This window comes from uncultured Photobacterium sp. (assembly GCF_947502415.1).
In the GTDB taxonomy this organism is placed as follows: Bacteria; Pseudomonadota; Gammaproteobacteria; order Enterobacterales; family Vibrionaceae; genus Photobacterium.
On sequence record NZ_CANMZV010000005.1, the window covers coordinates 244,570 to 267,565 of the forward strand.

The following is a 22,996-nucleotide window of genomic DNA, read 5'->3' on the forward strand; positions in this document are numbered from 1 at the left end:
GGGAACAAAGCGTGACCGATAATCTTGTACATAATAATTCTTATTCACAACCTGTTAACCCTGAGGTCAAAGATCTTCGACCAATGTTTATGAGTGAAGATGAAATTGACCTAAAGACGTTGTTTCTAACGTTATGGAAAAGTAAGTGGCAGATACTTTCCTGTTCTTTTATGGCAGGCTTAGTAGCTCTTATTTATGCTTTCACTGTTCCTGAAGTTTGGACGTCCAGTGTGAAAGTAATGGAACCCAGAATCAATGATTACTATCAGCTGCGCACAGAAGTTAATAAATTTGCTCCTGTCTTTGAGGAGAAAAAGATAGCTCGTGATGATGAAACTATAGAAGAAACTGAGCTGGCGGCCTTAATTCAGCCTGATGTGCTTTTCAAGCAATATATTGATGCGTTTAATTCTACAATAAACAAGAAAGCATTTATTAATAACAATGAACTTTACAAGAAATTTATTGCCAATAAAAAAACTTCAGAACATGATGAGCTTATTTTAGAACAGTGGTTAAATAATGTTCAAGCGATACCTGAACAAAAGAAAAGGGGTGAGCCTAGTTATTATACTCTGTCTTTTTCAAGTTTTTCTCAAGAAAATAGTTATTTATTGTTGGAGCAATACACAAATTATATTGCGCGACTGGTAAACAAACACGTAATACAAGGCGTTAATAATACTATTACTGCATATAAAGCCAGTTTAAAATCCACTTCGTTATTATTGAGCCAAAAAGCGATAAATAAACTTGAGTTGGAAATTAAAAAAACGGATATTGCAATTGATATTACAACAAAAGCTGCTATAGATAAGCCTTTTTTAAGTTATGCTAATAATAATTTGTTCCCTATTAATTTAGGACTGGATGTTAATATTGCTAAAAAAGATGTGCTGAAAAAAATAACAGATTTATCTTTTTTTGAACCTGAACTGATCACTATTAACGGAAAGTTGAAAATTCTATCGGATAATAAAAAAGTAAGATCCAATGTGGAATTTAGTGTAATTAGTTATATTGACGAAATATCCCTGCCACTTACAAAGGATAAACCTAAGCGTGCTCTTATTGTTATGTTGGTGGGATTGTTAGGTATGATGTTGGGTGTGGCTTTCGTTATAGTACGAAAGGCGTTTAGCTACTAACTTAAATTTAAGTTGTCTCAGCGATGGTACTTATGTATCGATGTGATGGACAGAAAAATTAAGAATTATCTAGAATTTAATTTAACAACGAGAAAGTGAATGATTCAGCAATACGAAGAGAAGCTGCTTAACCTTATTGACCTGATGGTTGAAACTGCATCAGATGATGAACTCTTTGCTGGTGGGTATCTGCGAGGACACATTTCTCTGTCTGCAGTTAATTGTGAATTGGATGGCGTTGCATCGTTAGAAGAGATGAACCAAGCTGTAGAAGTGAGTTTGCAAGAAGCACAGTCAGAACTTAACCCTGCTGACCAGTTGATCGTGAAAGAGATGTGGGCTCAACTACAGCAAAGAGTGCAATTGTAATATAATAATTTAATTGAAATTATTATATAAACAATTTGTTTTATTAAATTAGTTTAATAAAAATAGCGCCGTTATTGTGGCGCTATTTTTATTTATAGTGACAAATAACTATTATTTATCAGCACTGAAATACTTTCTCTTATAATCAGATGACTTTGCAAAAATAATGATTGGTAGCATTACCATTACAAATCCAGCTGCATATTCAATGTTTTCATTAGCCAATAACTGATAGCAAGTAAGAATAAAAATACTTATTACTAACAATAGGTTGGCTTTATGAATTAATGGGTGGTTCACTGAAAAGTGAGCATACGATCTGAACAAGCTTCATTACCTCATCTACAAATAACTGATAATATGATTTATTTATTATGGTATGCCATCAAGTGACAGAATTATTATTAGTTCATTCTAGAGTATTTCACATTACTTTTGTGCGTTATTTTCACTTTTTGCGCATGAGATCACCATTGTGTAGTGAAGTATTAGAAAGGTGGGTAAATTGGTGTTCGATTAATGATATCAAGATGGGCGTAAGCTTGATGCGAATATTCACAATGGAAAGAAAAGGTACTGGTTACATAAAAAAGCGAGAGAACGGTGTCCCTCGCTTGTTTATGAGTTTGACGTAGAAAAACTAATGGTAGGATCAAGAACCTCAATTCATCGCTTTGCGCCCATACCATGGATATCGAGCATCCGTAATACTGAAGAGCTCATACTTACGGTTCAGCATCTGGCCACCGTCACGGCTTAGCGGTAACCAGGAAATGGTTGCTCGGTTGGTACTTGGCTTCACTGTCATGATGTCAAAAGGAATTGAGACATAGAAACCTTTGTTGTAACTACCTTCACCAAACTCATCGGCAGAAAGGTTGGTAATGGCGGCAAAGGCACCTGCGATCACTCCACTATCAAATTGTTTTGAGAAGTCAATCGTAACCCCTTTATCTTCAGTCAAATACTGGCCAGCACTTACCTTAAATAGCGTGTTAGGTAACCACTCCCATTGTGGTTGGTAGTAAACTGTCGCATGGCCGGTTACTGCGCCTGTTTGTACACGGTAGTTACCATCTTGTGGGCTAGATTGCATCTCTTCTTTAAAGAAACCAAACTGGGAGTCTGGATCTCGCTGGATAACATAGTTGGCATCTAAGCCAACGGCCCAGTTGCTGTCAAGTGGGCGGTAAAGCACTTCACCACCGATACCACCGAACATCATTTCTAGATAACCACCATAACTCTGGGCATACCAGTTATCTGCCAGTCGATCCATCCAGGTAAGTTGCAGGTTGTTCACCCGCACTGGATTGTCATTGATATATTGGCGAACAAGTGTACGTACACGTTTTAGATCTGTACCATCAGGTGGAACTTCATAGAGGAATTTATCGTAGTTATCGAACAAGTTGAAGTAAATTGAACCGCCCAGCTCTATATGCTTGCTGAACCAGTAATTTGCGCCGGCATTAATGCCAATATTGAACATATAGAAGTTCTCGGAACCACCAAAAGACTGCTGAAGTGTTGGGGCTACACCCACATTCCAGTCTTTATTTGATTCTGCAATTAGTCTACCTTCCGGTGAGTCAGGGTTACCTACTGTGATTGCATCATCAATATTGGAATCAAAATATTCATTGCGGGCATATTTGGCAAACTTATCGCTATCAATGCGCGTTTCGGTTATGGCCTGATGACTTGATGTTTCAATCAGACGGTATTCATTGGCATCCGGTATGTGGTTGGCTATGAGGGTCGCAGCGCGCTCATGCGCTTCGGCGCGCTCGCGGTATTTAGTCTGTGGAGCAACTACCGTTACCGTTTCATCGGTTGCATAGATAGCAGGATCGTCGTAACCGGCGATTTTGTGTAAGTCCTGAGCAAGTAGCAGCCAATCATCATCACTGAGCTCTGTATCGTTACCGCCTGCATTCATTACCGTTTGACGTTGATAGGCAGGTGCCGGTTCATCGCGCCAGATGGCCTTCAAGTCGTTGAAATTGGTATTAAGGTTTAAACCGAATGTCCAAGTGTTTCCGCGTTCATAGCTTACGCGTACATCCCCCCATTTACCTAAGCGGTACAGCGCACCATAGTTGATTTTGCTGTCTTGTGTCATAGGTATGCCGCCACGAGTCACCGGAAAATCACTTTGGTAATCGTTACCGTCATATTCGGCCTTTAGGCGCAACGGTTGCCATGGGGTTTGGTATTCTACACCACCAAAGATTGCACCACAGCCTGTGAACCAGCGGTCAAAGTCAATGCTGCCGCCTTTTCCTTTGTATTCGGTATTACGGTTACAATCATTACTTAGTGATTTATCACCGGTAAGATTACCGCTGTTACCGATGTAGCCCCAGCCCACACCGACCGTAAAATCGAATGGGCCGACATGTTTGTTGGCGGCAATAAATTCGCCATCAAACAGGCCTGTGCCGCCAAAGTCGCGAATACCGATAGAGGTTTCAGGAAGCCAGTAACTTTCATCTAAAAGGCGAACTTTAAAATCAATGCCTTTATCCGTGTACTTGGTGTCACCACTAAAGCTCGGGTCGTTACTGTAGAGCAAATCCTGAACTAGGGTATAGCGAATGGTAGATTCCAGCCAAGGCAGTAACTGAAGAGAAACCGTGTAATGATGGTATTCATCATTATAGGTCGTACCGATATTAAACTCGCCTTCACGAGCCATGCGGCCTGATGGCATCTGAATAAGGCCAACACCACCGAAGTCTGACTGTGATGGATTAAATTCCGCATAGCCGAACTCATCGGCATGACCATGGAGAACAGGAAGCATTGCCAAGGTAATGGCTGATAATGCGGTGGTTAGTTTCGTGTTCATTACAGTGTCCGGTTCCTTAGCAGGTTAATTAGCTCCTCATTCAGAGTATCAAGGTCATTAGGTAGTGATGTAAAACCCAGATAGATAACGGCTCCAGGAGCGATATCCATATGTTTTTTGTTCCAGTAGGCGATAGGATGTTTTTCAACACTGCCGTCTGGTTGGATCACCCAGGCATAACTATTATCTGAACTGCTGATTGGTACAGCTTGTGTAAGGTAGTGCTGTGCATCCAAACGTTCGTGCCATTTGACCTCTGTTGGTTTGCTGACAGCTCCCATGACCCAGATAGAGTTGGGGCGGGGTGGCAAAATAACAGTGATGCCTTTACTGATTAACGGATTTTGCGTCAAGTCGATACGTACTTGGTCATAATCAAGTGAGTTAAATATACGTTGGCCGATTTTCTCGTTTTGAAGCAAGGCTTGAAAGTTTATAACAGCTTGGCGTTCTTCATCTTGCCAAATGTTACTGAGGACACTTAATTTTCCTAAAATTCTTTTTTTTTCTGGATTGCCACTAGCGACCAGCAAAGCAGCCCCTGGCCAGTATACTTGAGCATCGTACCCTGCCTTTTGAGCTAGCTCTTGGGAAAGTGGTAGTTGGTTCAGATTCGCAATGCCGTCAGCTAATACTTGTTGGAGGCGGACTGGTGATGGGTAGCTGAGTTTCAGGTGTTGGGTATTATTCACAGCTGTGGTTAGCTGAACGTCTACAGATTCAGCCATTAAAGGACTTGCGCCAAACAGACCGGAAAGCGCCAGTGCCAGTAGTGCTACTGATTTTGAGCGAGTCAATAATGAAGTGGGCTTGGTCATTGTCTTTCCATGTTTATGAATAAGGCTTCAAAAGGGTGATTTCGACATAAGGCAAACCAGGAGCCAGTTTTTGTTTGCTTTTTAGAACCTTTCCGGTTTGCGGTTGAAGCCAGAAATCATTTTGATACGTGACATTTAGACTGTCGACCAATACGTCTTCGGTAAAATGTAAGGTTTCAATAGGTTTGTCATTTATCATGATCACTGCGTTTTGTTGGCGAATAAAGGTAGATTTTAATTGGTATCCAAAGTGATAACCGGGCTGCCAGTCGATGGTACGTTGCCACTGTTTAGGTGTGTTTGTCTTATGAAGCCCTAACCGCAGTGGATCAGGGGTCTTGCTGTATGTGTTAAGTAAGTTACCTTGCGGCAAGTTGAGGGTTTTAACTAGTCGACCATATTCAGTAACCAACATGCCCTTGTCGGCAGAAAGCCATTTAAGCTGTAGTGCTTGTATCTCTGCTTGATAATTGAATCTGGCTGGAGTTTCTGTCAGCGCCAACACCATAAACGCTCGAGGTCCATTACCTATACGGGCATAGATGCTGGCATAGGGTAAACTGTTAATATTAAAGCTTTCAAGCTGGGTGTCGGCATCACCGAACAAGGCGATATTTAGCGTATCATTAACGTCGTTAAATTTTTGACTACAGCCGGACATAATGGCTGTAATCAGAAATAGAAGAAAGAGATGAAAAGCTCGATGAAATAACCGCATTGCAGTGGTAAGTTCCATTTAGTGAGTTTAGAAGCGCATGATTAGAGATAAGAATCTTTCCGACGTCTAATCTGTTTGAATGATGCTATTAAAATAGCCGCACCTGGGGTACGGCTATTGATTAACTCTGTTTTGTAGTTAGTTTTAGATTAACTTTTTCCAGAAACAGAAGTTGTTGTGCCGTTATTGTTGCTTGAATCAGCAACTGCAACAGCAGCAACAGTAGCAGCTACGCCTGCAGCAACAGTAGTTGCAGTGATACCACCAGCAGCAGCAGCTGTAGCACCAGCAGTACCAGCTGCAGCGCCAGTAGAAGCGGCAGTAGTTGCACCAGCAGTCGTTGCTGATGATGATGCACCTGCAGTTGCTGCTGTTTCAGTTGCAGCAAACGCAGAGCTAGCCATTGACATTGCAGCTAGCAGGGCAATTGCAGTCTTTTTCATCCTATTCCCTTATTTTTATAAATAAACATAAAAAGAGTGAAGTTAACCTTCATCGGCAATGATATGGTGATACAAGCTGAATCGCAATGAGTATAAACTTGTATCATAAAAAAATTATATTGAATATGAGCTAAATTGTTGTCAAAACGAGAGGCTTATCCCAAGAATACGATCAGATTGAAATTCAACCTGTATTTGTATATTTAATGAACTCAAGCCATTCTGCTAAAGAGTGTGAGTTATTCTATTGCTCCATATATCAATAGGTTGCTTGATGTTAGTGGCTAACCCCCTCTTACGGTTGATAAAATTTTCAGTTTCTATTTATTCGCCATTTATGTAAAATGTCATGCGGGTTTTGCTCTGATAATGACATTTTTTGTCCTTTTTTTTGATTAACCTTATTTCTCGTTTGAGGTGGCAGGGTTTCAGATATCTCAGACAAAATCTTTAATTCCAGAATTTGAAACTATTGAATGCCATTTGGGAGCTATAACCCAAGGGCGGTAGCATGGAAAAACATAAGCTGGGAGCGAGAAAAAGAATAAGGTTTGAGGTTAAAGTAACAAAGCTGAGCGTGGTAACTGTTTGCTCTTTTTGTGCACAACACTCTTGTCCCTAGATTCTTTAAACGCTAAAAGCCCCCCTTTATTTACATCTTCGGTTTGCGTTTGAAACCGGGACTAATTTAAGCAGCCTGGATCCACCTTTCAGGACCCAGGACTTCGTAACCTTTAAAAACTTTCAAACCAAATTATGCATTTCACAAAGAAGCTTTTAATCACTGCAATGGCATCGAACATGCTGGTAGGCTGCACCGTGCCCGGCTCCCACTTTTCAATCGATGACAAGAATGTTGTCAACGTTCAAGGTGAAGAGAGCGATATCTCCGAACAGGTAAATGTATACCCTCTCACCGCGAATGCGGTTAGCCATTTCAAAGCTCCTCAAATTTTTTCTAAAACCAATCCAGGGTTGGATGCGGAAGTCGCTCGCTATCAATACCGAATTGGCCCTGGTGATATTCTCAACGTGACGATTTGGGACCACCCGGAGTTGACGATCCCTGCGGGTTCTTATCGTAGTTCAAGTGAATCCGGTAACTGGGTTCATGCCGATGGTACAATTTTTTATCCTTATATTGGCCTTGTGAAGGTTGAGGGTAAAACAGTTACGGAGATCCGTGACGAAATGGCTAAGCGCCTAAAAGAATTTATCGAGAGCCCACAAGTCGATGTAAATGTTGCTTCGTTTCGTTCACAAAAATCATATGTGACGGGTGAAGTTAACAAGCCTGGCCAACAACCGATTACCAATGTGCCGCTAACCCTGCTTGATGCCATTAACCGGGCTGGTGGACTGGCTGTAGATGCTGATTGGCGTAATGTCACACTCACACGAAACGGTGTTGAAGAAAATCTATCACTTCATGCCTTAATGCAGCGTGGCGACTTAACCCAGAATCGCTTGCTACGCCCTGGAGATATTGTTCACGTTCCTCGTAACGATGGACAAAAAGTGTTTGTGATGGGTGAAGTTAACGACCCAAAACTGCTTAAAATAGACCGTGTAGGCATGAGTCTGACTGAAGCACTGAGTAGTGTCGGTGGTATTAATCAGCTTGCGGCTGATGCCACAGGTGTTTTCGTTATTCGCGGTAATAACGATAGCAATGAACCAAAACAAACCATTGCAGACGTATACCAGCTCAATATTCAAGACGCCTCAGCCCTAGTGGTAGGAACTGAGTTCGAACTTGAACCCTACGATATTGTTTACGTAACCGCAGCGCCACTTACGCGTTGGAATCGTGTAATTACTCAGTTAATCCCAACCATCAATGGTTTTAATAACCTAACTGAAGGTATGCTTCGCGTCAGGAATTGGTAAAGGAAAAAACATGTTCAATAAAATCCTTGTTGTCTGCGTGGGTAATATTTGTCGCTCACCATCAGGCGAGTACTTACTTAAAAAATTGCTCCCAAACAAAGAGGTTGCCTCTGCTGGTGTGGGGGCTTTAGTCGGTAAACCTGCAGATAGTATGGCGGCTGAGGTAGCCGAAGTTAATGACGTGAGTCTAGAAGGCCACGTAGCACAACAGCTAACCAGTGAGCTGTGCCTTGATTATGATCTGATTCTGGTGATGGAAAAAGGTCATATTGAAGCGGTAACAAAGATTGCTCCTGAAGCCCGCGGGAAAACCATGCTGTTTGGCCAGTGGGTTGGACAGAAAGACATTCCTGACCCTTACCGGCAGAGTCGTGAAGCCTTTGTGCATGCATATAGCCTAATTGAAGAAGCTGCTATTGCATGGGTAAAGAAGTTATAAATATAGCTTCTAAGATTTAAAGCTTTTCTAGGTTCTAGGTTCTAAGAACATCCTTAACCCTCTATTTAGTTGAAAATATTTATGAGTGTTACGCAAAACGTACAGGTCAAGCAGACTGACACCAATGAGATCGATTTGGGGAAGCTGTTTGGCATCTTGTTGGATAATCGTTGGAACATTGTTGCGATTGTTTTTATCTTCGCTATTATCGGTGTGGTATATGCCCTTTTGGCGACACCAATTTACAAAGCTGATGCACTAATTCAGGTTGAAACCAAAAGCACCGGTATGCCGGTTCTCGGAAATATGGGAGAGTTGTTTAGTAGTGAATCATCTGCCACAACCGAGATTGAGATTATCAAGTCTCGGATGATCTTGGGTAATACCGTCGATAAGCTGAATTTAACCACCGTTGCTTCACCTAACTACGTACCGGTAATCGGCAAGGGATTAGCTCGAATTCAGGGCAAACAGAACGATATTACCATCAGTCGATTTGAAGTGCCTGGTTATATTGATGTTCCTGTCTTTACACTGAAGGTAATAAATAGCCAGTCTGGTACGTTTGAGCTGATTGATAGTAATGAACGTACAGTATTAACAGGCAAGGTTGGCGAGTTGGCACTGCAAGGTGATTTTCGTCTGTTTGTGACTCAACTTGTTGCTGAGAATGAGGCTACATTTACTGTGGAGAAACGCTCGCGCTTAGATGCGATTCAGTGGCTACAGGAAAGGCTTGCTGTAAGTGAACTAGGTAAACAAACAGGTATTCTGCAACTATCATTTACTGGTGAAAACCGTAATGATATTGAAGGCATTTTAAATGACATTAGTCAGAATTACTTCCTGCAAAATGTAGAACGCAATTCTGCAGAGGCAGAAAACAGCCTGCAGTTTTTACGCACCCACCTGCCAGATATAAAAACTCAATTAACAGCTTCAGAAAATCAACTGAATAAATTCCGTCAGGATAACGAATCGATTGACTTAGGTCTTGAGGCTAAATCAACACTGGATGTGATGGTTAAGCTTGAAGCGCAGCTTAATGAGCTGACTTTTAAAGAGAGTGAAATCTCACAGCGTTTTACCAAAGAACACCCAGCTTATTTGTCTTTGTTAGATAAACGGAAGGCACTACTAGCTGAGCGTGAACGTCTTAATAGTCAAATTCAGAAGCTGCCTAAAACCCAGCGTGAAGTGTTGCGTTTGACCCGTGACGTAGATGTGAATCAACAGATTTATGTTCAGCTACTAAATAAAGTTCAAGAGCTGAACATCATGAAAGCCAGCACTGTGGGCAATGTGCGTATTTTAGATGCAGCTCAGTCCTACACGAAAGCAGTAAAGCCTAAGAAATCGTTAATCGTTGTGTTAGCAACTTTGCTTGGTGGCATGATGGCTATAGTAATAGCTCTGTTTCGTGCCGCCTTCCACCGTGGAGTGGAAAGTCCTGATGAGATTGAAGCGATTGGCCTGCCAGTTTATGCAAGTATTCCAATGTCTGATTGGCAAATTGAGTTGGAGAAAAAGCAAAAAGGTAAGAAGCAGTTAACGGTAGCAGAAACGTTATTGGCGGTTTCCAATCCAGCAGATTTATCTATTGAAGCCCTTCGTAGTCTTCGTACTAGCTTGCATTTTGCTATGATGGAAGCCAAAAACAATATAATAATGATTTCTGGTCCAAGCCCAGGCATTGGTAAATCATTTGTATCAGCTAACATGGCTGCCGTGATAGCAAAATCGGGCTCGAAAGTATTGGTTATTGATGCAGATATGCGTAAAGGCCGTATGGAGCGTCAGATGGCGGTGGCGCATAAGCCCGGCCTGTCTGAGTTCTTAAGTGGACAAGCGAGTATTGATTCACTGATTAAACAGCCGGGTGTTGACAGTCTTGATTATATCGGTCGCGGAGATGTGCCACCAAATCCTGCTGAATTGCTAATGCATCCTCGTTTTAAGCAATTGATGGAGTGGGCATCTGAAAATTACGATATTGTGATTGTTGACACTCCGCCTATTCTAGCTGTTACTGACCCTGCTGTTGTGGGTGCTCATGCTGGAACGACCTTATTAGTTGGCCGCTTTGGTCAAAATGCGGTTAAAGAGATAGAAGTTACCAAACAGCGCTTTGAACAAAATGGTATTGAAGTTAAAGGCTTTATTTTAAACGCTGTGGTACGCAAGGCCAGCAGCTATTACGGCGGTAATTATGGTTATTACAACTATAGTTATGAGTCGGAAAAATAGGGTCATACTTTTTGATAGAATCTATAAAAGGCGCTGACTTCAGCGCCTTAATTCTAGTTCAACAAGTTCTTAATACCGTAATAACGCAATCTATGGGTAGGAAACACCTCAATTCCCGCAATCCCAAGTGGCACTCGCCCTGCGAGGCCTTTTTTCCTGTCTCAGGTTTTTTCATGGTTTGAGTTTCGATGTTGAAAAATAATCAGCATTGTATGGGAATTTTCATATCTAATTTTAGTTTAAGTTGGCAAGTAATATGGCAAAGAAACGTATCTTGACGGTTTTTGGAACCCGACCGGAAGCAATAAAAATGGCACCATTGGTTCACGCGCTAGCAATGGATGAGCGATTTGAGGCTAAAGTCTGTGTAACGGCGCAGCACCGGGAAATGCTAGATCAGGTTTTAGATTTGTTTGAGATCACACCCGATTATGATTTAAACCTGATGAAAGCCGGGCAGACACTTAATGATGTGACAGCGCTAATTCTTCTTGAATTAAAATCGGTGCTACAAGAATTTAAACCGGATGTGGTGTTAGTACACGGTGATACGGCAACGACCTTTGCTGCAAGTCTTGCTGCATATTATGAGCAGATTGCCGTCGGGCATGTTGAAGCCGGTCTGCGAACTGGCAATATTTACTCGCCTTGGCCTGAAGAGGCGAATCGTAAATTGACAGGGGCGCTGACCAAATATCATTTTGCACCAACAGAGACATCAAAAGAAAACTTGTTGAGAGAAAATTATCTCGAGCAAAGTATTTCGGTGACTGGTAATACGGTTATTGATGCACTATTGATGGTGAAAGGAAAAATTGATAGTGATACTGATTTAAATGCGACATTAGCTGCTCAGTTCCCTTTTTTGGATGAAAACAAAAAGCTAATTTTGGTCACTGGTCATCGACGCGAAAGCTTTGGTGGAGGATTCGAGCGTATCTGTCAGGCTCTGGCAGATACGGCAAAACAACATCCAGAAAGTCAAATTCTGTACCCTATGCACTTAAACCCGAACGTTCGTGAACCGGTAAATCGTATCTTAGCAGATATTGATAATGTATATTTGATTGAACCCCAGCAGTATTTACCATTTATCTATCTGATGGGCCGTGCAAATATCATTTTGACTGATTCGGGTGGTATTCAGGAAGAAGCCCCCTCGCTAGGAAAGCCGGTTCTTGTTATGCGTGATACGACAGAGCGTCCTGAAGCGGTTACAGCAGGGACTGTGAAATTAGTCGGTACAGATGTTGAAGAGATTGTAAGTAACTTGAACACACTGCTTACTGATGAAGATGCTTACCAAGCAATGAGCTTTGCCCATAATCCATACGGTGACGGCAAAGCTTGTGAACGCATTCTAAACGTTTTAGGTAAATAATAAATTGAGGGAATAACAATGTCATTTGAAACCATTTCCGTTATTGGTCTAGGTTATATCGGTCTGCCAACGGCAGCCATGTTTGCATCACGTAAGAAAAAAGTTATCGGTGTTGATGTAAACCAGCATGCAGTGGATACTATTAATCAAGGTAAAATCCATATTGTAGAGCCTGAGCTAGATATGATTGTCAGCGCGGCTGTTTCGGAAGGTTATTTAAAAGCAGTAGTGACCCCAGAACCTGCTGATGCTTTCCTGATTGCTGTTCCCACGCCATTTAAGCCTTGTGCGGAAGGTGAAGTGCCAGAACCAGATCTGGCTTATATTGAAGCGGCAAGTAAAGCCATTGCACCTGTACTGAAAAAAGGTGACTTGGTTATCCTTGAGTCAACATCACCTGTTGGGGCAACAGAACAGATGGCTGCGTGGTTGGCTGAAGCGCGCCCTGATCTTACTTTCCCTCAAGTCGCAGGTGAAAATTCAGATGTAAATATTTCTCATTGTCCTGAGCGCGTACTACCAGGCCATATTGTTCGTGAATTGGTTGAAAACGATCGCGTTATTGGTGGGATGTCATCACGATGTTCAGAGCGCTCTGTTGAATTATACGAGACTTTTGTTAAAGGTGAGTGTGTAGTTACTAATGCACGTACTGCTGAAATGGCAAAGTTAACAGAGAATAGCTCTCGTGATGTACAAATTGCATTTGCTAATGAGTTGTCTGTTATTTGTGATAAATTGGATGTTAATGTGTGGGAGCTTATTGCGCTTGCAAATCGTCATCCTCGCGTCAATATCCTTCAGCCAGGCCCTGGTGTTGGCGGTCATTGTATTGCGGTTGATCCGTGGTTTATCGTATCTAAAACACCAGAAGAAGCTCAAATTATTCACACTGCTCGTAAGGTGAATGACGGGAAACCAGAATGGGTTATCAATAAAGTGAATTTAGCGGTAGCAAAGCACTTGCAAGCAAATCCAGCTAAAACAGCAAGAGAAGTAACTATTGCTTGTTATGGTTTAGCATTTAAACCTGATATTGATGATTTGCGTGAAAGTCCTGCAATGAAAATTACGAAGAAAATTGCAGAGATACATGCTGGCCGGGTTGTTGTCGTAGAGCCGAATATTGAAGCACTGCCAAATAATGTTAATAAGGTTGAATTGATGTCGTTTGAAGATGCATCTAAAGAAGCAGATATTCAGGTGTTATTAGTAGACCATAAAAAGTTTAAAATATTGAAGCCAACATCTGGTATTATTGTTGATTCTAAGGGGATTTGGTGATTAACGGTTTTGGGCTGAATGTTGCGTCTGCAAATTAATGGCTTGTTTTTCTTCTTTTTTCAAAAGTTGGTTTAATTAATGTTAGTTGCAATAATAACTGCAAGGGGCGGTTCCAAAGGATTGCCAAGAAAAAATATACTTCCTTTAAAGGGTACACCATTAATCGGTTGGACTATTAACGCTGCACTAGAATCAAATTGTGTTGATCTTGTTTATGTGACAACAGATGATGAAGAAATCGCATCGGTGAGTAAGCAATGCGGCGCTTCGGTTATTCCTCGACCAGCCGAGCTGGCCCAAGACACAATGTCAAGTGAGCCTGTGATCCAACATGCGATTGAATGGCTTGCCTCACAAGATATACACCCAGATTCCTTTGCTCTGTTGCAACCGACCTCACCATTGAGAACAAGCAAGCATATTGATGAAGCATTTCATTTCTTCCAAGAAAGTAATGCTCAATGTGTGATCAGTGTTTTTGAGCCCTCTCATACACCTATCAAAGCATATGTAGAAACACAGAATGGGACAATAACTGGATTGTATGGTGCTGATGCTCCCTATACGAGAAGACAAGATCTTCCTCGCGCTTTTCAGCCTAATGGAGCCTTATACATTTTTGACCGAGAGTCCTTTATGTGTGAAGCTCAGATACCCAGAGAGAACGTCTTCCCTTATATAATGTCTGAGTCTGATTCAGCTGATATCGATACTCAAGAAGATTTAAATCGCGTAGAACAATTGTTAAAGGCAAAATATGACTAACCCAGTATTTGAAATTGCAGGACGTAATGTTGGTTTTGATTACGATCCTTTGGTTATTGCTGAAATTGGCATTAACCATGAGGGCTCTCTGAAAGTCGCGTTCGAGATGGTAGACGCAGCTATTGAAGGCGGTGCCGAAGTGATTAAACACCAAACTCACGTTGTTGAAGACGAAATGAGTGGTGAAGCGAAAAAAGTGATCCCAGGCAACGCTGACGTTTCAATTTATGAAATTATGGAACGTTGTTCTTTGAATGAAGAAGATGAAATCCAGTTAAAGGAATACGTTGAGTCAAAAGGTGCCATTTTCATTAGTACGCCGTTTTCCAGAGCAGCGGCTCTGCGACTAGAGCGCATGAATGTACCCGCCTACAAAATTGGCTCTGGCGAATGTAATAACTACCCTTTGCTTGAATTGATTGCTGGCTTTGGTAAGCCTGTAATTCTCAGCACTGGAATGAATGACATTCCGTCAGTTCAGAAAGCGGTAGACATTTTCAGAAAGCATAAAACGCCTTTCTGCTTGCTACACACCACAAATCTTTATCCAACCCCAGATCACCTGATCCGCTTGGGTGCGATGGAAGAGCTACAAGGTGCATTCCCAGATGCTGTTGTAGGCCTATCAGACCATAGTATTGACAACACTGCGTGTCTTGGTGCTGTTGCCTTGGGCGCTTCAGTGCTTGAGCGACACTTTACGGACAGTAAAGACCGTCCAGGCCCAGATATTTGCTGCTCTATGGATGAAAAAGAGTGTGCAGAGCTGATTTATCACTCAAAACGAATGGCACAAATGCGTGGCGGTAAAAAAGAAGCAGCGAAAGAAGAACAAGTCACAATAGATTTTGCTTATGCAAGTGTTGTATCGATTGCACCGATTAAGAAAGGCGAGAAATTTACGACAGATAACCTTTGGGTTAAAAGACCTGGTACCGGTGACTTCCTGGCAGAAGATTATCAAGAACTGTTAGGCAAAGTAGCAACTAGCGATATAGATAATAACATCCAAATCAAAAGAGAATTTGTAGACTAATATGAGTAAAAATATCCTTTTCTTGACAGGTACCCGCGCTGATTTCGGAAAGCTGAAAAGTCTAATAAGAAAGGTTGAGGAAACAGATGGGCTGAATGCCCATCTGTTTGTTACTGGCATGCACATGCTTGCCAAATATGGACTGACAGCCAGAGAAGTTGAGAAGTCGGGTTTTCGTTCTATATACAAATATATTAATCAAAACACTGAAGACAGCATGGATGTGATCCTCGCGAAAACAATCCATGGACTTTCTGACTATGTTAAAGAGTTAAAACCGGACCTTATTATTGTACATGGTGATCGAGTAGAAGCTTTAGCTGGTGCTATTGTTGGTTCACTAAATAATATTTTGGTTGCCCACATCGAAGGGGGAGAAGTATCTGGAACAATCGATGAACTTATTCGTCACTCTGTTTCAAAAATGTCTCATATCCATTTCGTTTGTAATGAAGAAGCAGAAAAGCGTCTGCTCCAGTTAGGCGAGGAGGAGGAATCAATTTTTGTTATTGGATCTCCTGACTTAGACATTATGACTTCTCCAGTTCTACCATCTTTAGATGCAGTAAAAGCGAGATACGATATACCATTTGATGACTACTCTTTATTTATGTACCACCCTGTCACAACGGATGTAGATAGCCTACCTAAGAATATATCAAATACGGTTGATGCTTTACTTGCTAGTGGTGATAACTATGTTGTTATTTATCCTAATAATGACCATGGCTCTGAGATCATTATAAATGAGCTTAAGCGCCTTGAAGGTAATCCTAAATTCAGAATATTTCCAAGTGTGAGGTTTGAATACTTTTTAGTGTTACTGAAAAATGCTAGTTATATGATTGGGAACTCTAGTGCTGGAGTTAGGGAGGCACCATTTTATGGACTGCCCTCTATTGATTTAGGAACTCGTCAATATAATAGAGCAACAGCTAATTCAATCATAAACACAAAAGAAGTATACACCGACATACTTCACTCAATAGAGTATGCAAAGTTTGGATGCTTTGAAAGACATATGGAATTTGGCGAGGGGAATAGTGATGAGCTATTTATCACGGCAATTTCAAAACAGAGCTTTTGGAATAAACAAAAGCAAAAACGATTTAATGATATTTGATTTTTAGGATTATTCTTGTTACGAACTGCCTCTGTATATCTTTTTACCAATGTCATTAGTGCTGCGTCACCATTCATTCTTCTGCCTATACTAACAAAGTATTTGTCTGTTGCTGAATATGGTAAAGTCGCTATATTTATGATGTTGTTCATTTCCTTGCCACCATTAATTGGGCTTTGTGTAAATGGAGCAGCGAATAGAAAGTTTTTTGATGATGTCGGAGAAGAGAAAAGGATCAGCTTTAACACCTCCTGCTTAGCTATATCTGTGGTGACGACGTTTTCTCTTATCTTATTTGTATGCATTTTTAGAAATGAGTTAGAGTATTATTTAGATATTTCTTTCGCTTGGATAGTAATAGCTTGCTTTGGCGCTTTTAGCAACTTTGTTAACTCATTGCTGTTGGGTCAATGGCAAATGAGAAACAGTGTGAAAAAGTATGGTGTTTTCTCCATTGTTAACTCACTAAATGGATTGCTATTCTCCTCAATTTTCGTGATAGCATTTAAACTAGGTGGTGACGGCAGGGTTTGGGGGCTGCTTATTTCTGGCGCCCTTTCATTGGTTGTCACAATTTGGATGCTCCTGCGCGAAAGGTTTGTCGTATTCTCAACATACAATTTAAATGATGTAAAAGAAGCTCTTCACTTTGGCTTGCCTTTGATACCACATAGTTTTAGCGCTCTATTGTTTAGCCAATCTGATAGGTTTTTTATCAAGGAAATGATTTCAATTGAAGCTGTCGGTGTTTATATGGCAGCCTTTCAGTTGAGCTTAGTTTTGAAGGTGGTTTTTACTGCTGTTAATAATGCCTATACACCTTGGCTATTTGAAAGATTGTCTAGAAATGATTTGAAGGTAAAAGAAGAAGTTGTGAGGCTAACATACTCGTATATGTGCTGTTTGGTCCTTCTTTCCGCTTTTTGCTATTTTGTATCCCCATTTTTATCTCATTTAGTACTTGATTATAAATATAATGAGGTGGGAATGTTTATTGGACTTCTTTTTGTGGCCCAAATAGTTCAGGGTATATACTTTGTATTCACAAACTATATTTTTTATTCGAAAAAGACCAGTAAGTTATTTGTATTAACAGTGTTGTCTGGAGTTGTGAATGTATCTCTAGTGTATTATCTAATTCCTACTTATGGACTATGGGGGGTGGCATTTTCCTTTTTGATATCAAAGGTTGTATTAAGTGTTCTCACAATAATATACGCACAAAGGGTACATAGAATGCCTTGGTTGAAGGTTTTTTAATATGAATGTTTTTTTAGTTAGTTCTCCATTGCAATGTAAGTCAGTAGTACGAGTCTTAGAAAAACATGGAACAGAGTCATTGATACATGTTAGATATAATTCAAATGATAGAGGGACAAGGAACGACTCACAAATTCTATTTGAAATCTCCAAGATATCTGACCCAAATGTTAGAGTTAAACACATAGCACCTAAAAATAATAAATATATTAATGTGGTGTATCTGCACTTTGTTTATTTTGTTCTTTGGTTTAACTATAGGAGCAAAGCAAAAAATCTTTTTTTTGGCAGTTTTTATAATTACTACTTTAACTTTTCTCGATTGTTGTTTTCGCATTGTAACCAAGTGCTCATTGATGATGGTACTGCCACTTTAACTGCACAGGTTTCACACATAAATAAAGGGACAAACATTGTAAAGCCAAGAGCAACTCTGTTTCATATGTTATTTAATGTGATTACCTTTTTGAAAGGAGAGCCGAAAATCCCTAGTGTCCATAGTGTATTTGATCTTTCAAAGGTTATTGTAGATGGACAATGTTATGAAAACCTAGATGATACAATTAGAATAAAAAAGGAAACTGTTAGTAATCAGGTATCCTTTGTTGGTTGTCCTTATTCTGAGCATTTAATAATTACTGAGGATGAGGAGTTAAAACTGTTGCGCGAATTCTATTTAAGGAATAAGGATAAGGAAGTTATATACTACCCTCATAGATATGAGTCAAAAGATAAACTAACAAAGGTAGCAGATATAGGGTTTACAGTAACAACAATTAATGTTCCTCTAGAAGAGTTCTTAAGTGAATCGGAAAGGCTAAGTTTTGAATTCTCCTCTTTTACGTCTACAGTTCTTTACAATATTTATAGTACGTATGAATTCGTAAATATAGGAATGATAGATGCTACCGAACTTATGACAAGTGAAAGTGAGAGGGAAAAGTATCGCTGCGTAGTGGAGTTCTACCTAACATTAGGGTTCAATAAGTATGATTTTTAGTTTGTTGGATTTTTTAGTTAAAACTTGGTCATTTTTGTCTAAAAAAATGAGTAGCTACTACTACTCTAATAAAGCTATGCGGACGGTGAAGGAGTACCGTAGCAAACCAAAAGTTAATGCTAAATCCGTATTTACAGAGTTTACGATCATAGGTCACAATTGCCACTTTAACGGTATGGAAATATCTGGTGAAGGGAAGGTAAGTATCGGTGATAACTTTCACTCTGGAAAGGGATGTATGATAATCACACAGTTTCATAATTATCATGGAGAGAAAATACCCTATGATGAAACATATATTATTAAGGATGTAATGATAGAAGATAACGTGTGGTTAGGTAGGAATGTTATAATTCTTGGTGGAGTGAGAATTGGAGAGGGAGCTATCATACAAGCAGGAACGGTACTAGTGAAAGATGTGCCCAAGTTTGCTATAGTAGGTCAAAAACCGGCTAAACCTTTTAAATCAAGAGATGTAGACAGTTATTTAGAGTTGAAAAGATTAAAGAGTTACTATTAATGTTGAAGTTTGAGTCTGAGTCTAACTCTATCGCTAAAGCCCATACAGCATTCTGTATTATTCTGATGCTATCTAGTCTTATGAACTCATCTCAAGTTATAAACTTGATATACATGATGGTATCAATACTCACTCTAATTTGGATAAGAGATGTTCCCAAGCTAGTATTGTTCTTCCTAGTTTCAATCCCGACTCTAAACCTTATAACAATGGCAATGTCAGGAGATATTAGGTTTGGTTCTTTTGGATACATATTTTCATCTATTATTCTTGGCTATGCCTTATATAGAAGAGGGGTGGATAAAAATATATTTATACTGACTTTCTTTACAGTAAGTGCTTACATTCTTTATAAAATGTTGTCGGGGGCAGATTTAAACACAGAGGTTTTTGACAAGGTTAGTCGTAATGCTATTGGAATTGTGATGATCTGGCTTTTTGTTATATGTATTCTAAACGAATTCAGTGAAAAGGTTGTGGTTATTGCACTTTTGTTAACTATAGTTATCTGCATTATGTCAGGAAGTCGAAGTGCAGTTATATCAGTTGCGGTTTTATCTTTGCTGTTTCCTTTAATCTACCCCACCAGAGTTTTAAAGGTGATAACCCCTATTTTAGCTGGATGTGCAATATTTTATTTATACTCTTATTCAGACCTTTTCTTAACTATCATTGAGCGATTTGAATCCAGAGCTCTTAACGATGCCGGTCGAATGGCGGTACTAAACTGCTACTTTAGCGATATATCTATTCAGAAAATTTTATTTGGATTAAACTATGGCGGGGATATGTCTTGTGGCTATAAAGCAATTGGCACATATGCATTACATAACTCCTATCTGAGTCTACAAACTTTATCCGGACTAGGCTTTTATTTGGTAGCTATTTGGATAATAGTATGTCTTTTTAAAACCTTTAATTGTAAATGTTGGATGCTATCTGTCCTGTTGGTTGCAGTTTTAGTAAGAAGTGCTACTGATGATGTATTTTTCTTTTTCAGATGGGACTTTATGTTTTGGTATTTAACATTCTACATATATTACGAATCAAAGAAAATAAGAGCCGCAAATGAAAATACTATACATTACTGATAATTTAGCTAGTAGTTCGGTTTTTAGAAGCCAAGTACATACGATCTGCGAAAGTCACTCCCAAAATCACGAAGTGAAACTGTTAGCTTTTTGTAAGCCCATAGATATGGGGTATAAGAGTAATTGCGGCTATGAGTTGATTAAAGTTCGAAGACCTCCTCTTTTTTCTACATCAGTAGTATCCCATTTACAAACATTATTTTTTACCAATAGAAAATTGTTTGAGTGGGCAGACGTAATTCATTGTAGGGGACATGGGCCTTCGCTGATGGCTATTAATATACTTAAAAAGTTTGGAATTAAGAAGCCCATAATATCTGATGTTAGAGGTGCATTGGTAGATGAAATATCTGAAAGTTCGGACAGTTATATACACAAATTCATAGCCACAATGATTTACAAAGCTGAAAGGAAGATTTTTAGTAAGGCGGATCATTTTTTCTTTGTAAGTAGTAATATGAAAGCTCACTTTTTAAATAAATATTCCGTTGATAAAGAATGTAATGTATTCCCTACAGTTGTAAATCACTCTATTTTTAAATCGATGCCCGAGGCTAGAAAGGCTATTCGGAAAGAGTTAAAGATAGATGATAATTTCGTTTACGTTTATTCTGGTGGCGCTTCATATTGGCAAAATCTGGATAATATACTAAGTGCATACAAAGATGCCAAGTTAAAACATCCAAGTATCTTTCTTCTAATTCTTACACCTGAAAAAGAGCAGGTAGTTAAGTTAGTAGAGGAAGCTAGAATCCCGAAAGATGACTACACAATACTGTCATTGAATTATGAGGATGTTGGTAAATATCTGAATGCCGCTGACGCAGGTCTAATAATTAGAAGTGATAGCATTGTGAACCATGTTGCGTCACCAACAAAAGTTAATGAGTACATATCTTGTGGGCTTAAAGTCGTAGATGATCTCAATCAGTTTGGGAATCAATCTTACACCGCATCAAATTGGGTGGATAATTATATGGTGTTAGAGCAGGTTCTCGCAGAGCAAAGCGCTGTATATCAAAAGTTGGCAGTAAAATGAAATATAATTATAGAAGAGTTAATGCTTTGATAGGTAGCCGGGTTTGCTTCCAAAAAGTGCTAAACAGTTATCTCGAAGGAAAAGGAGGGAATGTTACGTTTGTTAATCCATTCTCTTATAAATATTTCGAAACAAATCCTGAAGAAGTTGGTAACTTCACTAAACTATTTATTGATGGCGCCTCTTTGGTTTATCTTCATAATTTGTTTAATGCTAATAAAGTAGACCGAGTAAGTTTTGACTATTCTTCTATCGCCGGTGAAGTGTTTTCTTTTTGTGAAGAAAATAATTTGAAGGTCGGCATCATAGGGGGGCAAGAGGATGAAGTTAAAACTGCTTGCCAGAATATCAAGCTAAAACACCCTCGTTTACTTATTAAGTACTCACGAAATGGTTATATAAACAGTCAGAAAGAGTTGGAGACTATAAGTTTAAGCGCCTCTAATTGCGATATTCTTATATTAGGAATGGGAACTCCAAAGCAAGAAGAAGTATCTTCTTTCTTATATCGTAAGTACCCTAAAAAACTAATATTTACTTGTGGTGGCTTTATAACCCAAACTTCAATAAAGTCTGACTATTATCATCCATTGGCAAAAAAGCTAGGCCTACGGTGGTTGCAAAGAGCTATCATGCATAAACATGTGAGAACGCGTCTTATAAGTGACTATCCCAAGTTCTATATAAAGTACATTTTTAGTTTTGTGTTCAACTAATTCCGGACAGTAAGTTATGATTTCTTCTGCTAATGCAGGATCAATCATTCCGTTATTACTATGTGGTTGCTGCCAGGTGCAGTAATTCATTATTGAAGAAATTAATTTTTTCGTGCATTTGCTCTGGAAATGCTGAGTATTCTCGGATAAGTCCAATGTAATATAAACGCTCTTTTCTTTACATAATTCAACGATGCGATGAACCGCTCGAGATGAGTAGAGCATCAGTACAATAGGTCGCGGCTGAATAGTTTGCCCTATTGGCAGACGCAACTCCTTCTTGGTAATGGCCTGATTTCCAATCATATTACAGTAACCGCCCATTTCCCCCCACATTCCGATACGGGTGAATAGCTGTTATTGATAGTGTTCCTTCATAAACGGAACATTATTATGGCTCACGAAGAAAAATATAATCTCTGGCGCGAATGGTTTCAGCAGCAAAAGGAAAGCGGCGTTTTTCAAGGTAGTTGTCGCCTAATTATGTTTAAGCAGCTTGTTCCCAGGGCAAGATCATGAAGAGCCCTTATTTTACAAGGCTTCCAGAGAGGTTGCTTTTTTAGAATAGGCTTCATTTTTATCTCATAATTCACAATATTGAAAGAGTTTTTTTGAAAGTTGATGATCGCTTTGACGATCAAAATTGGCTGTGATCATATAATGTTTTTTCTAGGACAGATTTCAGCCATGAACGGATTAAGCCTTTTGGATCACATATCTATTATTAGAGACCCTCGTCAGCAGTGGAAAGTTGAGCACAAGCTTTCAGATATTCTTCTCCTAGCTATCGTTGCCGTTATTGGTGGTGCTGAAGGTTGGGAGGAAATCCAGGATTTTGGAGATGACCACCTTGAA

The 22,996-nt window shown here is 39.7% G+C and carries 21 protein-coding genes; 17 read left to right on the top strand and 4 right to left on the bottom strand.

Annotated features, from left to right (window positions below):
* Positions 1–11 precede the first annotated feature (11 nt).
* Positions 12–1,148 (top strand): LPS O-antigen chain length determinant protein WzzB, encoded by a 1,137-nt coding sequence (locus Q0852_RS07775; RefSeq protein ID WP_299016252.1) that lies wholly within the window; start codon positions 12–14, stop codon positions 1,146–1,148.
* Between the two features lie 99 nt (positions 1,149–1,247).
* Complete coding sequence (locus tag Q0852_RS07780) at positions 1,248–1,517, top strand: YfcL family protein (RefSeq protein WP_299016254.1); 270 nt, start codon at positions 1,248–1,250, stop codon at positions 1,515–1,517.
* Positions 1,518–2,178: 661 nt separating this feature from the next.
* On the opposite strand, the gene Q0852_RS07785 is transcribed toward Q0852_RS07780, so the two are convergent.
* From Q0852_RS07785 to Q0852_RS07800, 4 genes are all read right to left on the bottom strand, one after another.
* Positions 2,179–4,371: a YjbH domain-containing protein gene (locus Q0852_RS07785; RefSeq protein WP_299016256.1), complete on the bottom strand. Its 2,193-nt coding sequence runs from the start codon at positions 4,369–4,371 to the stop codon at positions 2,179–2,181.
* Positions 4,371–5,189, bottom strand: coding sequence for a capsule biosynthesis GfcC family protein (locus Q0852_RS07790; protein WP_299016258.1), 819 nt, complete (start codon positions 5,187–5,189; stop codon positions 4,371–4,373). The genes Q0852_RS07785 and Q0852_RS07790 overlap by 1 nt, the downstream gene beginning before the upstream one ends.
* A 13-nt stretch (positions 5,190–5,202) precedes the next feature.
* Positions 5,203–5,907, bottom strand: coding sequence for a YjbF family lipoprotein (locus tag Q0852_RS07795; RefSeq protein ID WP_299016260.1), 705 nt, complete (start codon positions 5,905–5,907; stop codon positions 5,203–5,205).
* A 149-nt stretch (positions 5,908–6,056) separates the two neighbouring features.
* A complete protein-coding gene (locus tag Q0852_RS07800) occupies positions 6,057–6,350 on the bottom strand; it encodes a hypothetical protein (RefSeq protein WP_299016263.1) in 294 nt (97 codons plus the stop codon).
* A 756-nt stretch (positions 6,351–7,106) separates the two neighbouring features.
* Between Q0852_RS07800 and Q0852_RS07805 the strand changes: the two genes are divergently transcribed.
* The 15 genes from Q0852_RS07805 to Q0852_RS07875 all read left to right on the top strand — a co-directional run.
* Complete coding sequence (locus tag Q0852_RS07805; protein ID WP_299016265.1) at positions 7,107–8,240, top strand: polysaccharide export protein; 1,134 nt, start codon at positions 7,107–7,109, stop codon at positions 8,238–8,240.
* 10 nt (positions 8,241–8,250) lie between these two features.
* Positions 8,251–8,679, top strand: a complete 429-nt coding sequence (locus Q0852_RS07810) for a protein tyrosine phosphatase (protein WP_299016268.1) — start codon at positions 8,251–8,253, stop codon at positions 8,677–8,679.
* An 81-nt stretch (positions 8,680–8,760) separates the two neighbouring features.
* Entirely contained in the window at positions 8,761–10,926 is a 2,166-nt protein-coding gene (locus tag Q0852_RS07815) for a polysaccharide biosynthesis tyrosine autokinase (protein ID WP_299016309.1), read from the top strand.
* A 256-nt stretch (positions 10,927–11,182) separates the two neighbouring features.
* A complete protein-coding gene (wecB, locus tag Q0852_RS07820) occupies positions 11,183–12,307 on the top strand; it encodes a non-hydrolyzing UDP-N-acetylglucosamine 2-epimerase (protein ID WP_299016311.1) in 1,125 nt (374 codons plus the stop codon).
* A gap of 18 nt (positions 12,308–12,325) precedes the next feature.
* Positions 12,326–13,591, top strand: a complete 1,266-nt coding sequence (gene wecC / locus Q0852_RS07825; protein ID WP_299016314.1) for a UDP-N-acetyl-D-mannosamine dehydrogenase — start codon at positions 12,326–12,328, stop codon at positions 13,589–13,591.
* A gap of 78 nt (positions 13,592–13,669) precedes the next feature.
* A complete protein-coding gene (locus Q0852_RS07830; RefSeq protein ID WP_299016317.1) occupies positions 13,670–14,356 on the top strand; it encodes an acylneuraminate cytidylyltransferase family protein in 687 nt (228 codons plus the stop codon).
* The gene (locus Q0852_RS07835; protein ID WP_299016320.1) at positions 14,349–15,392 is read left to right on the top strand and encodes an N-acetylneuraminate synthase family protein; all 1,044 of its coding nucleotides are present in this window, start codon (positions 14,349–14,351) and stop codon (positions 15,390–15,392) included. Before Q0852_RS07830 ends, Q0852_RS07835 begins: the two co-directional genes overlap by 8 nt.
* 1 nt (position 15,393) lies before the next feature.
* The gene (gene neuC / locus Q0852_RS07840; protein WP_299016323.1) at positions 15,394–16,515 is read left to right on the top strand and encodes a UDP-N-acetylglucosamine 2-epimerase; all 1,122 of its coding nucleotides are present in this window, start codon (positions 15,394–15,396) and stop codon (positions 16,513–16,515) included.
* 15 nt (positions 16,516–16,530) lie between these two features.
* Positions 16,531–17,775, top strand: a complete 1,245-nt coding sequence (locus Q0852_RS07845) for an oligosaccharide flippase family protein (protein ID WP_299016326.1) — start codon at positions 16,531–16,533, stop codon at positions 17,773–17,775.
* 1 nt (position 17,776) lies between these two features.
* Positions 17,777–18,775 carry a hypothetical protein gene (locus Q0852_RS07850; RefSeq protein WP_299016329.1) on the top strand — a complete coding sequence of 333 codons (999 nt, stop codon included), beginning with the start codon at positions 17,777–17,779 and terminating at the stop codon, positions 18,773–18,775.
* A complete protein-coding gene (locus tag Q0852_RS07855; RefSeq protein ID WP_299016330.1) occupies positions 18,765–19,295 on the top strand; it encodes an acyltransferase in 531 nt (176 codons plus the stop codon). The genes Q0852_RS07850 and Q0852_RS07855 overlap by 11 nt, the downstream gene beginning before the upstream one ends.
* Positions 19,295–20,386, top strand: a complete 1,092-nt coding sequence (locus tag Q0852_RS07860) for a hypothetical protein (protein WP_299016332.1) — start codon at positions 19,295–19,297, stop codon at positions 20,384–20,386. The genes Q0852_RS07855 and Q0852_RS07860 overlap by 1 nt, the downstream gene beginning before the upstream one ends.
* A complete protein-coding gene (locus tag Q0852_RS07865) occupies positions 20,364–21,425 on the top strand; it encodes a glycosyltransferase (protein WP_299016334.1) in 1,062 nt (353 codons plus the stop codon). Before Q0852_RS07860 ends, Q0852_RS07865 begins: the two co-directional genes overlap by 23 nt.
* Positions 21,422–22,141 carry a WecB/TagA/CpsF family glycosyltransferase gene (locus Q0852_RS07870; protein WP_299016337.1) on the top strand — a complete coding sequence of 240 codons (720 nt, stop codon included), beginning with the start codon at positions 21,422–21,424 and terminating at the stop codon, positions 22,139–22,141. Before Q0852_RS07865 ends, Q0852_RS07870 begins: the two co-directional genes overlap by 4 nt.
* 687 nt (positions 22,142–22,828) lie before the next feature.
* A partial coding sequence (locus tag Q0852_RS07875; protein WP_299016386.1) for a transposase family protein occupies positions 22,829–22,996 on the top strand: 168 nt, incomplete at its 3' end.

Coding starts and splice junctions, on each gene's coding strand:
- Q0852_RS07795 (WP_299016260.1), bottom strand. CDS start 5,907: ATGCGGTTATTTCATCGAGCTTTTCATCTCTTTCTTCTATTTCTGATT.
- Q0852_RS07830 (WP_299016317.1), top strand. CDS start 13,670: ATGTTAGTTGCAATAATAACTGCAAGGGGCGGTTCCAAAGGATTGCCA.
- Q0852_RS07790 (WP_299016258.1), bottom strand. CDS start 5,189: ATGACCAAGCCCACTTCATTATTGACTCGCTCAAAATCAGTAGCACTA.
- wecB (WP_299016311.1), top strand. CDS start 11,183: ATGGCAAAGAAACGTATCTTGACGGTTTTTGGAACCCGACCGGAAGCA.
- Q0852_RS07865 (WP_299016334.1), top strand. CDS start 20,364: ATGAAAATACTATACATTACTGATAATTTAGCTAGTAGTTCGGTTTTT.
- neuC (WP_299016323.1), top strand. CDS start 15,394: ATGAGTAAAAATATCCTTTTCTTGACAGGTACCCGCGCTGATTTCGGA.
- wecC (WP_299016314.1), top strand. CDS start 12,326: ATGTCATTTGAAACCATTTCCGTTATTGGTCTAGGTTATATCGGTCTG.
- Q0852_RS07805 (WP_299016265.1), top strand. CDS start 7,107: ATGCATTTCACAAAGAAGCTTTTAATCACTGCAATGGCATCGAACATG.
- Q0852_RS07810 (WP_299016268.1), top strand. CDS start 8,251: ATGTTCAATAAAATCCTTGTTGTCTGCGTGGGTAATATTTGTCGCTCA.
- Q0852_RS07850 (WP_299016329.1), top strand. CDS start 17,777: ATGAATGTTTTTTTAGTTAGTTCTCCATTGCAATGTAAGTCAGTAGTA.
- Q0852_RS07785 (WP_299016256.1), bottom strand. CDS start 4,371: ATGAACACGAAACTAACCACCGCATTATCAGCCATTACCTTGGCAATG.
- Q0852_RS07870 (WP_299016337.1), top strand. CDS start 21,422: ATGAAATATAATTATAGAAGAGTTAATGCTTTGATAGGTAGCCGGGTT.
- Q0852_RS07800 (WP_299016263.1), bottom strand. CDS start 6,350: ATGAAAAAGACTGCAATTGCCCTGCTAGCTGCAATGTCAATGGCTAGC.
- Q0852_RS07855 (WP_299016330.1), top strand. CDS start 18,765: ATGATTTTTAGTTTGTTGGATTTTTTAGTTAAAACTTGGTCATTTTTG.
- Q0852_RS07815 (WP_299016309.1), top strand. CDS start 8,761: ATGAGTGTTACGCAAAACGTACAGGTCAAGCAGACTGACACCAATGAG.
- Q0852_RS07860 (WP_299016332.1), top strand. CDS start 19,295: ATGTTGAAGTTTGAGTCTGAGTCTAACTCTATCGCTAAAGCCCATACA.
- Q0852_RS07780 (WP_299016254.1), top strand. CDS start 1,248: ATGATTCAGCAATACGAAGAGAAGCTGCTTAACCTTATTGACCTGATG.
- Q0852_RS07835 (WP_299016320.1), top strand. CDS start 14,349: ATGACTAACCCAGTATTTGAAATTGCAGGACGTAATGTTGGTTTTGAT.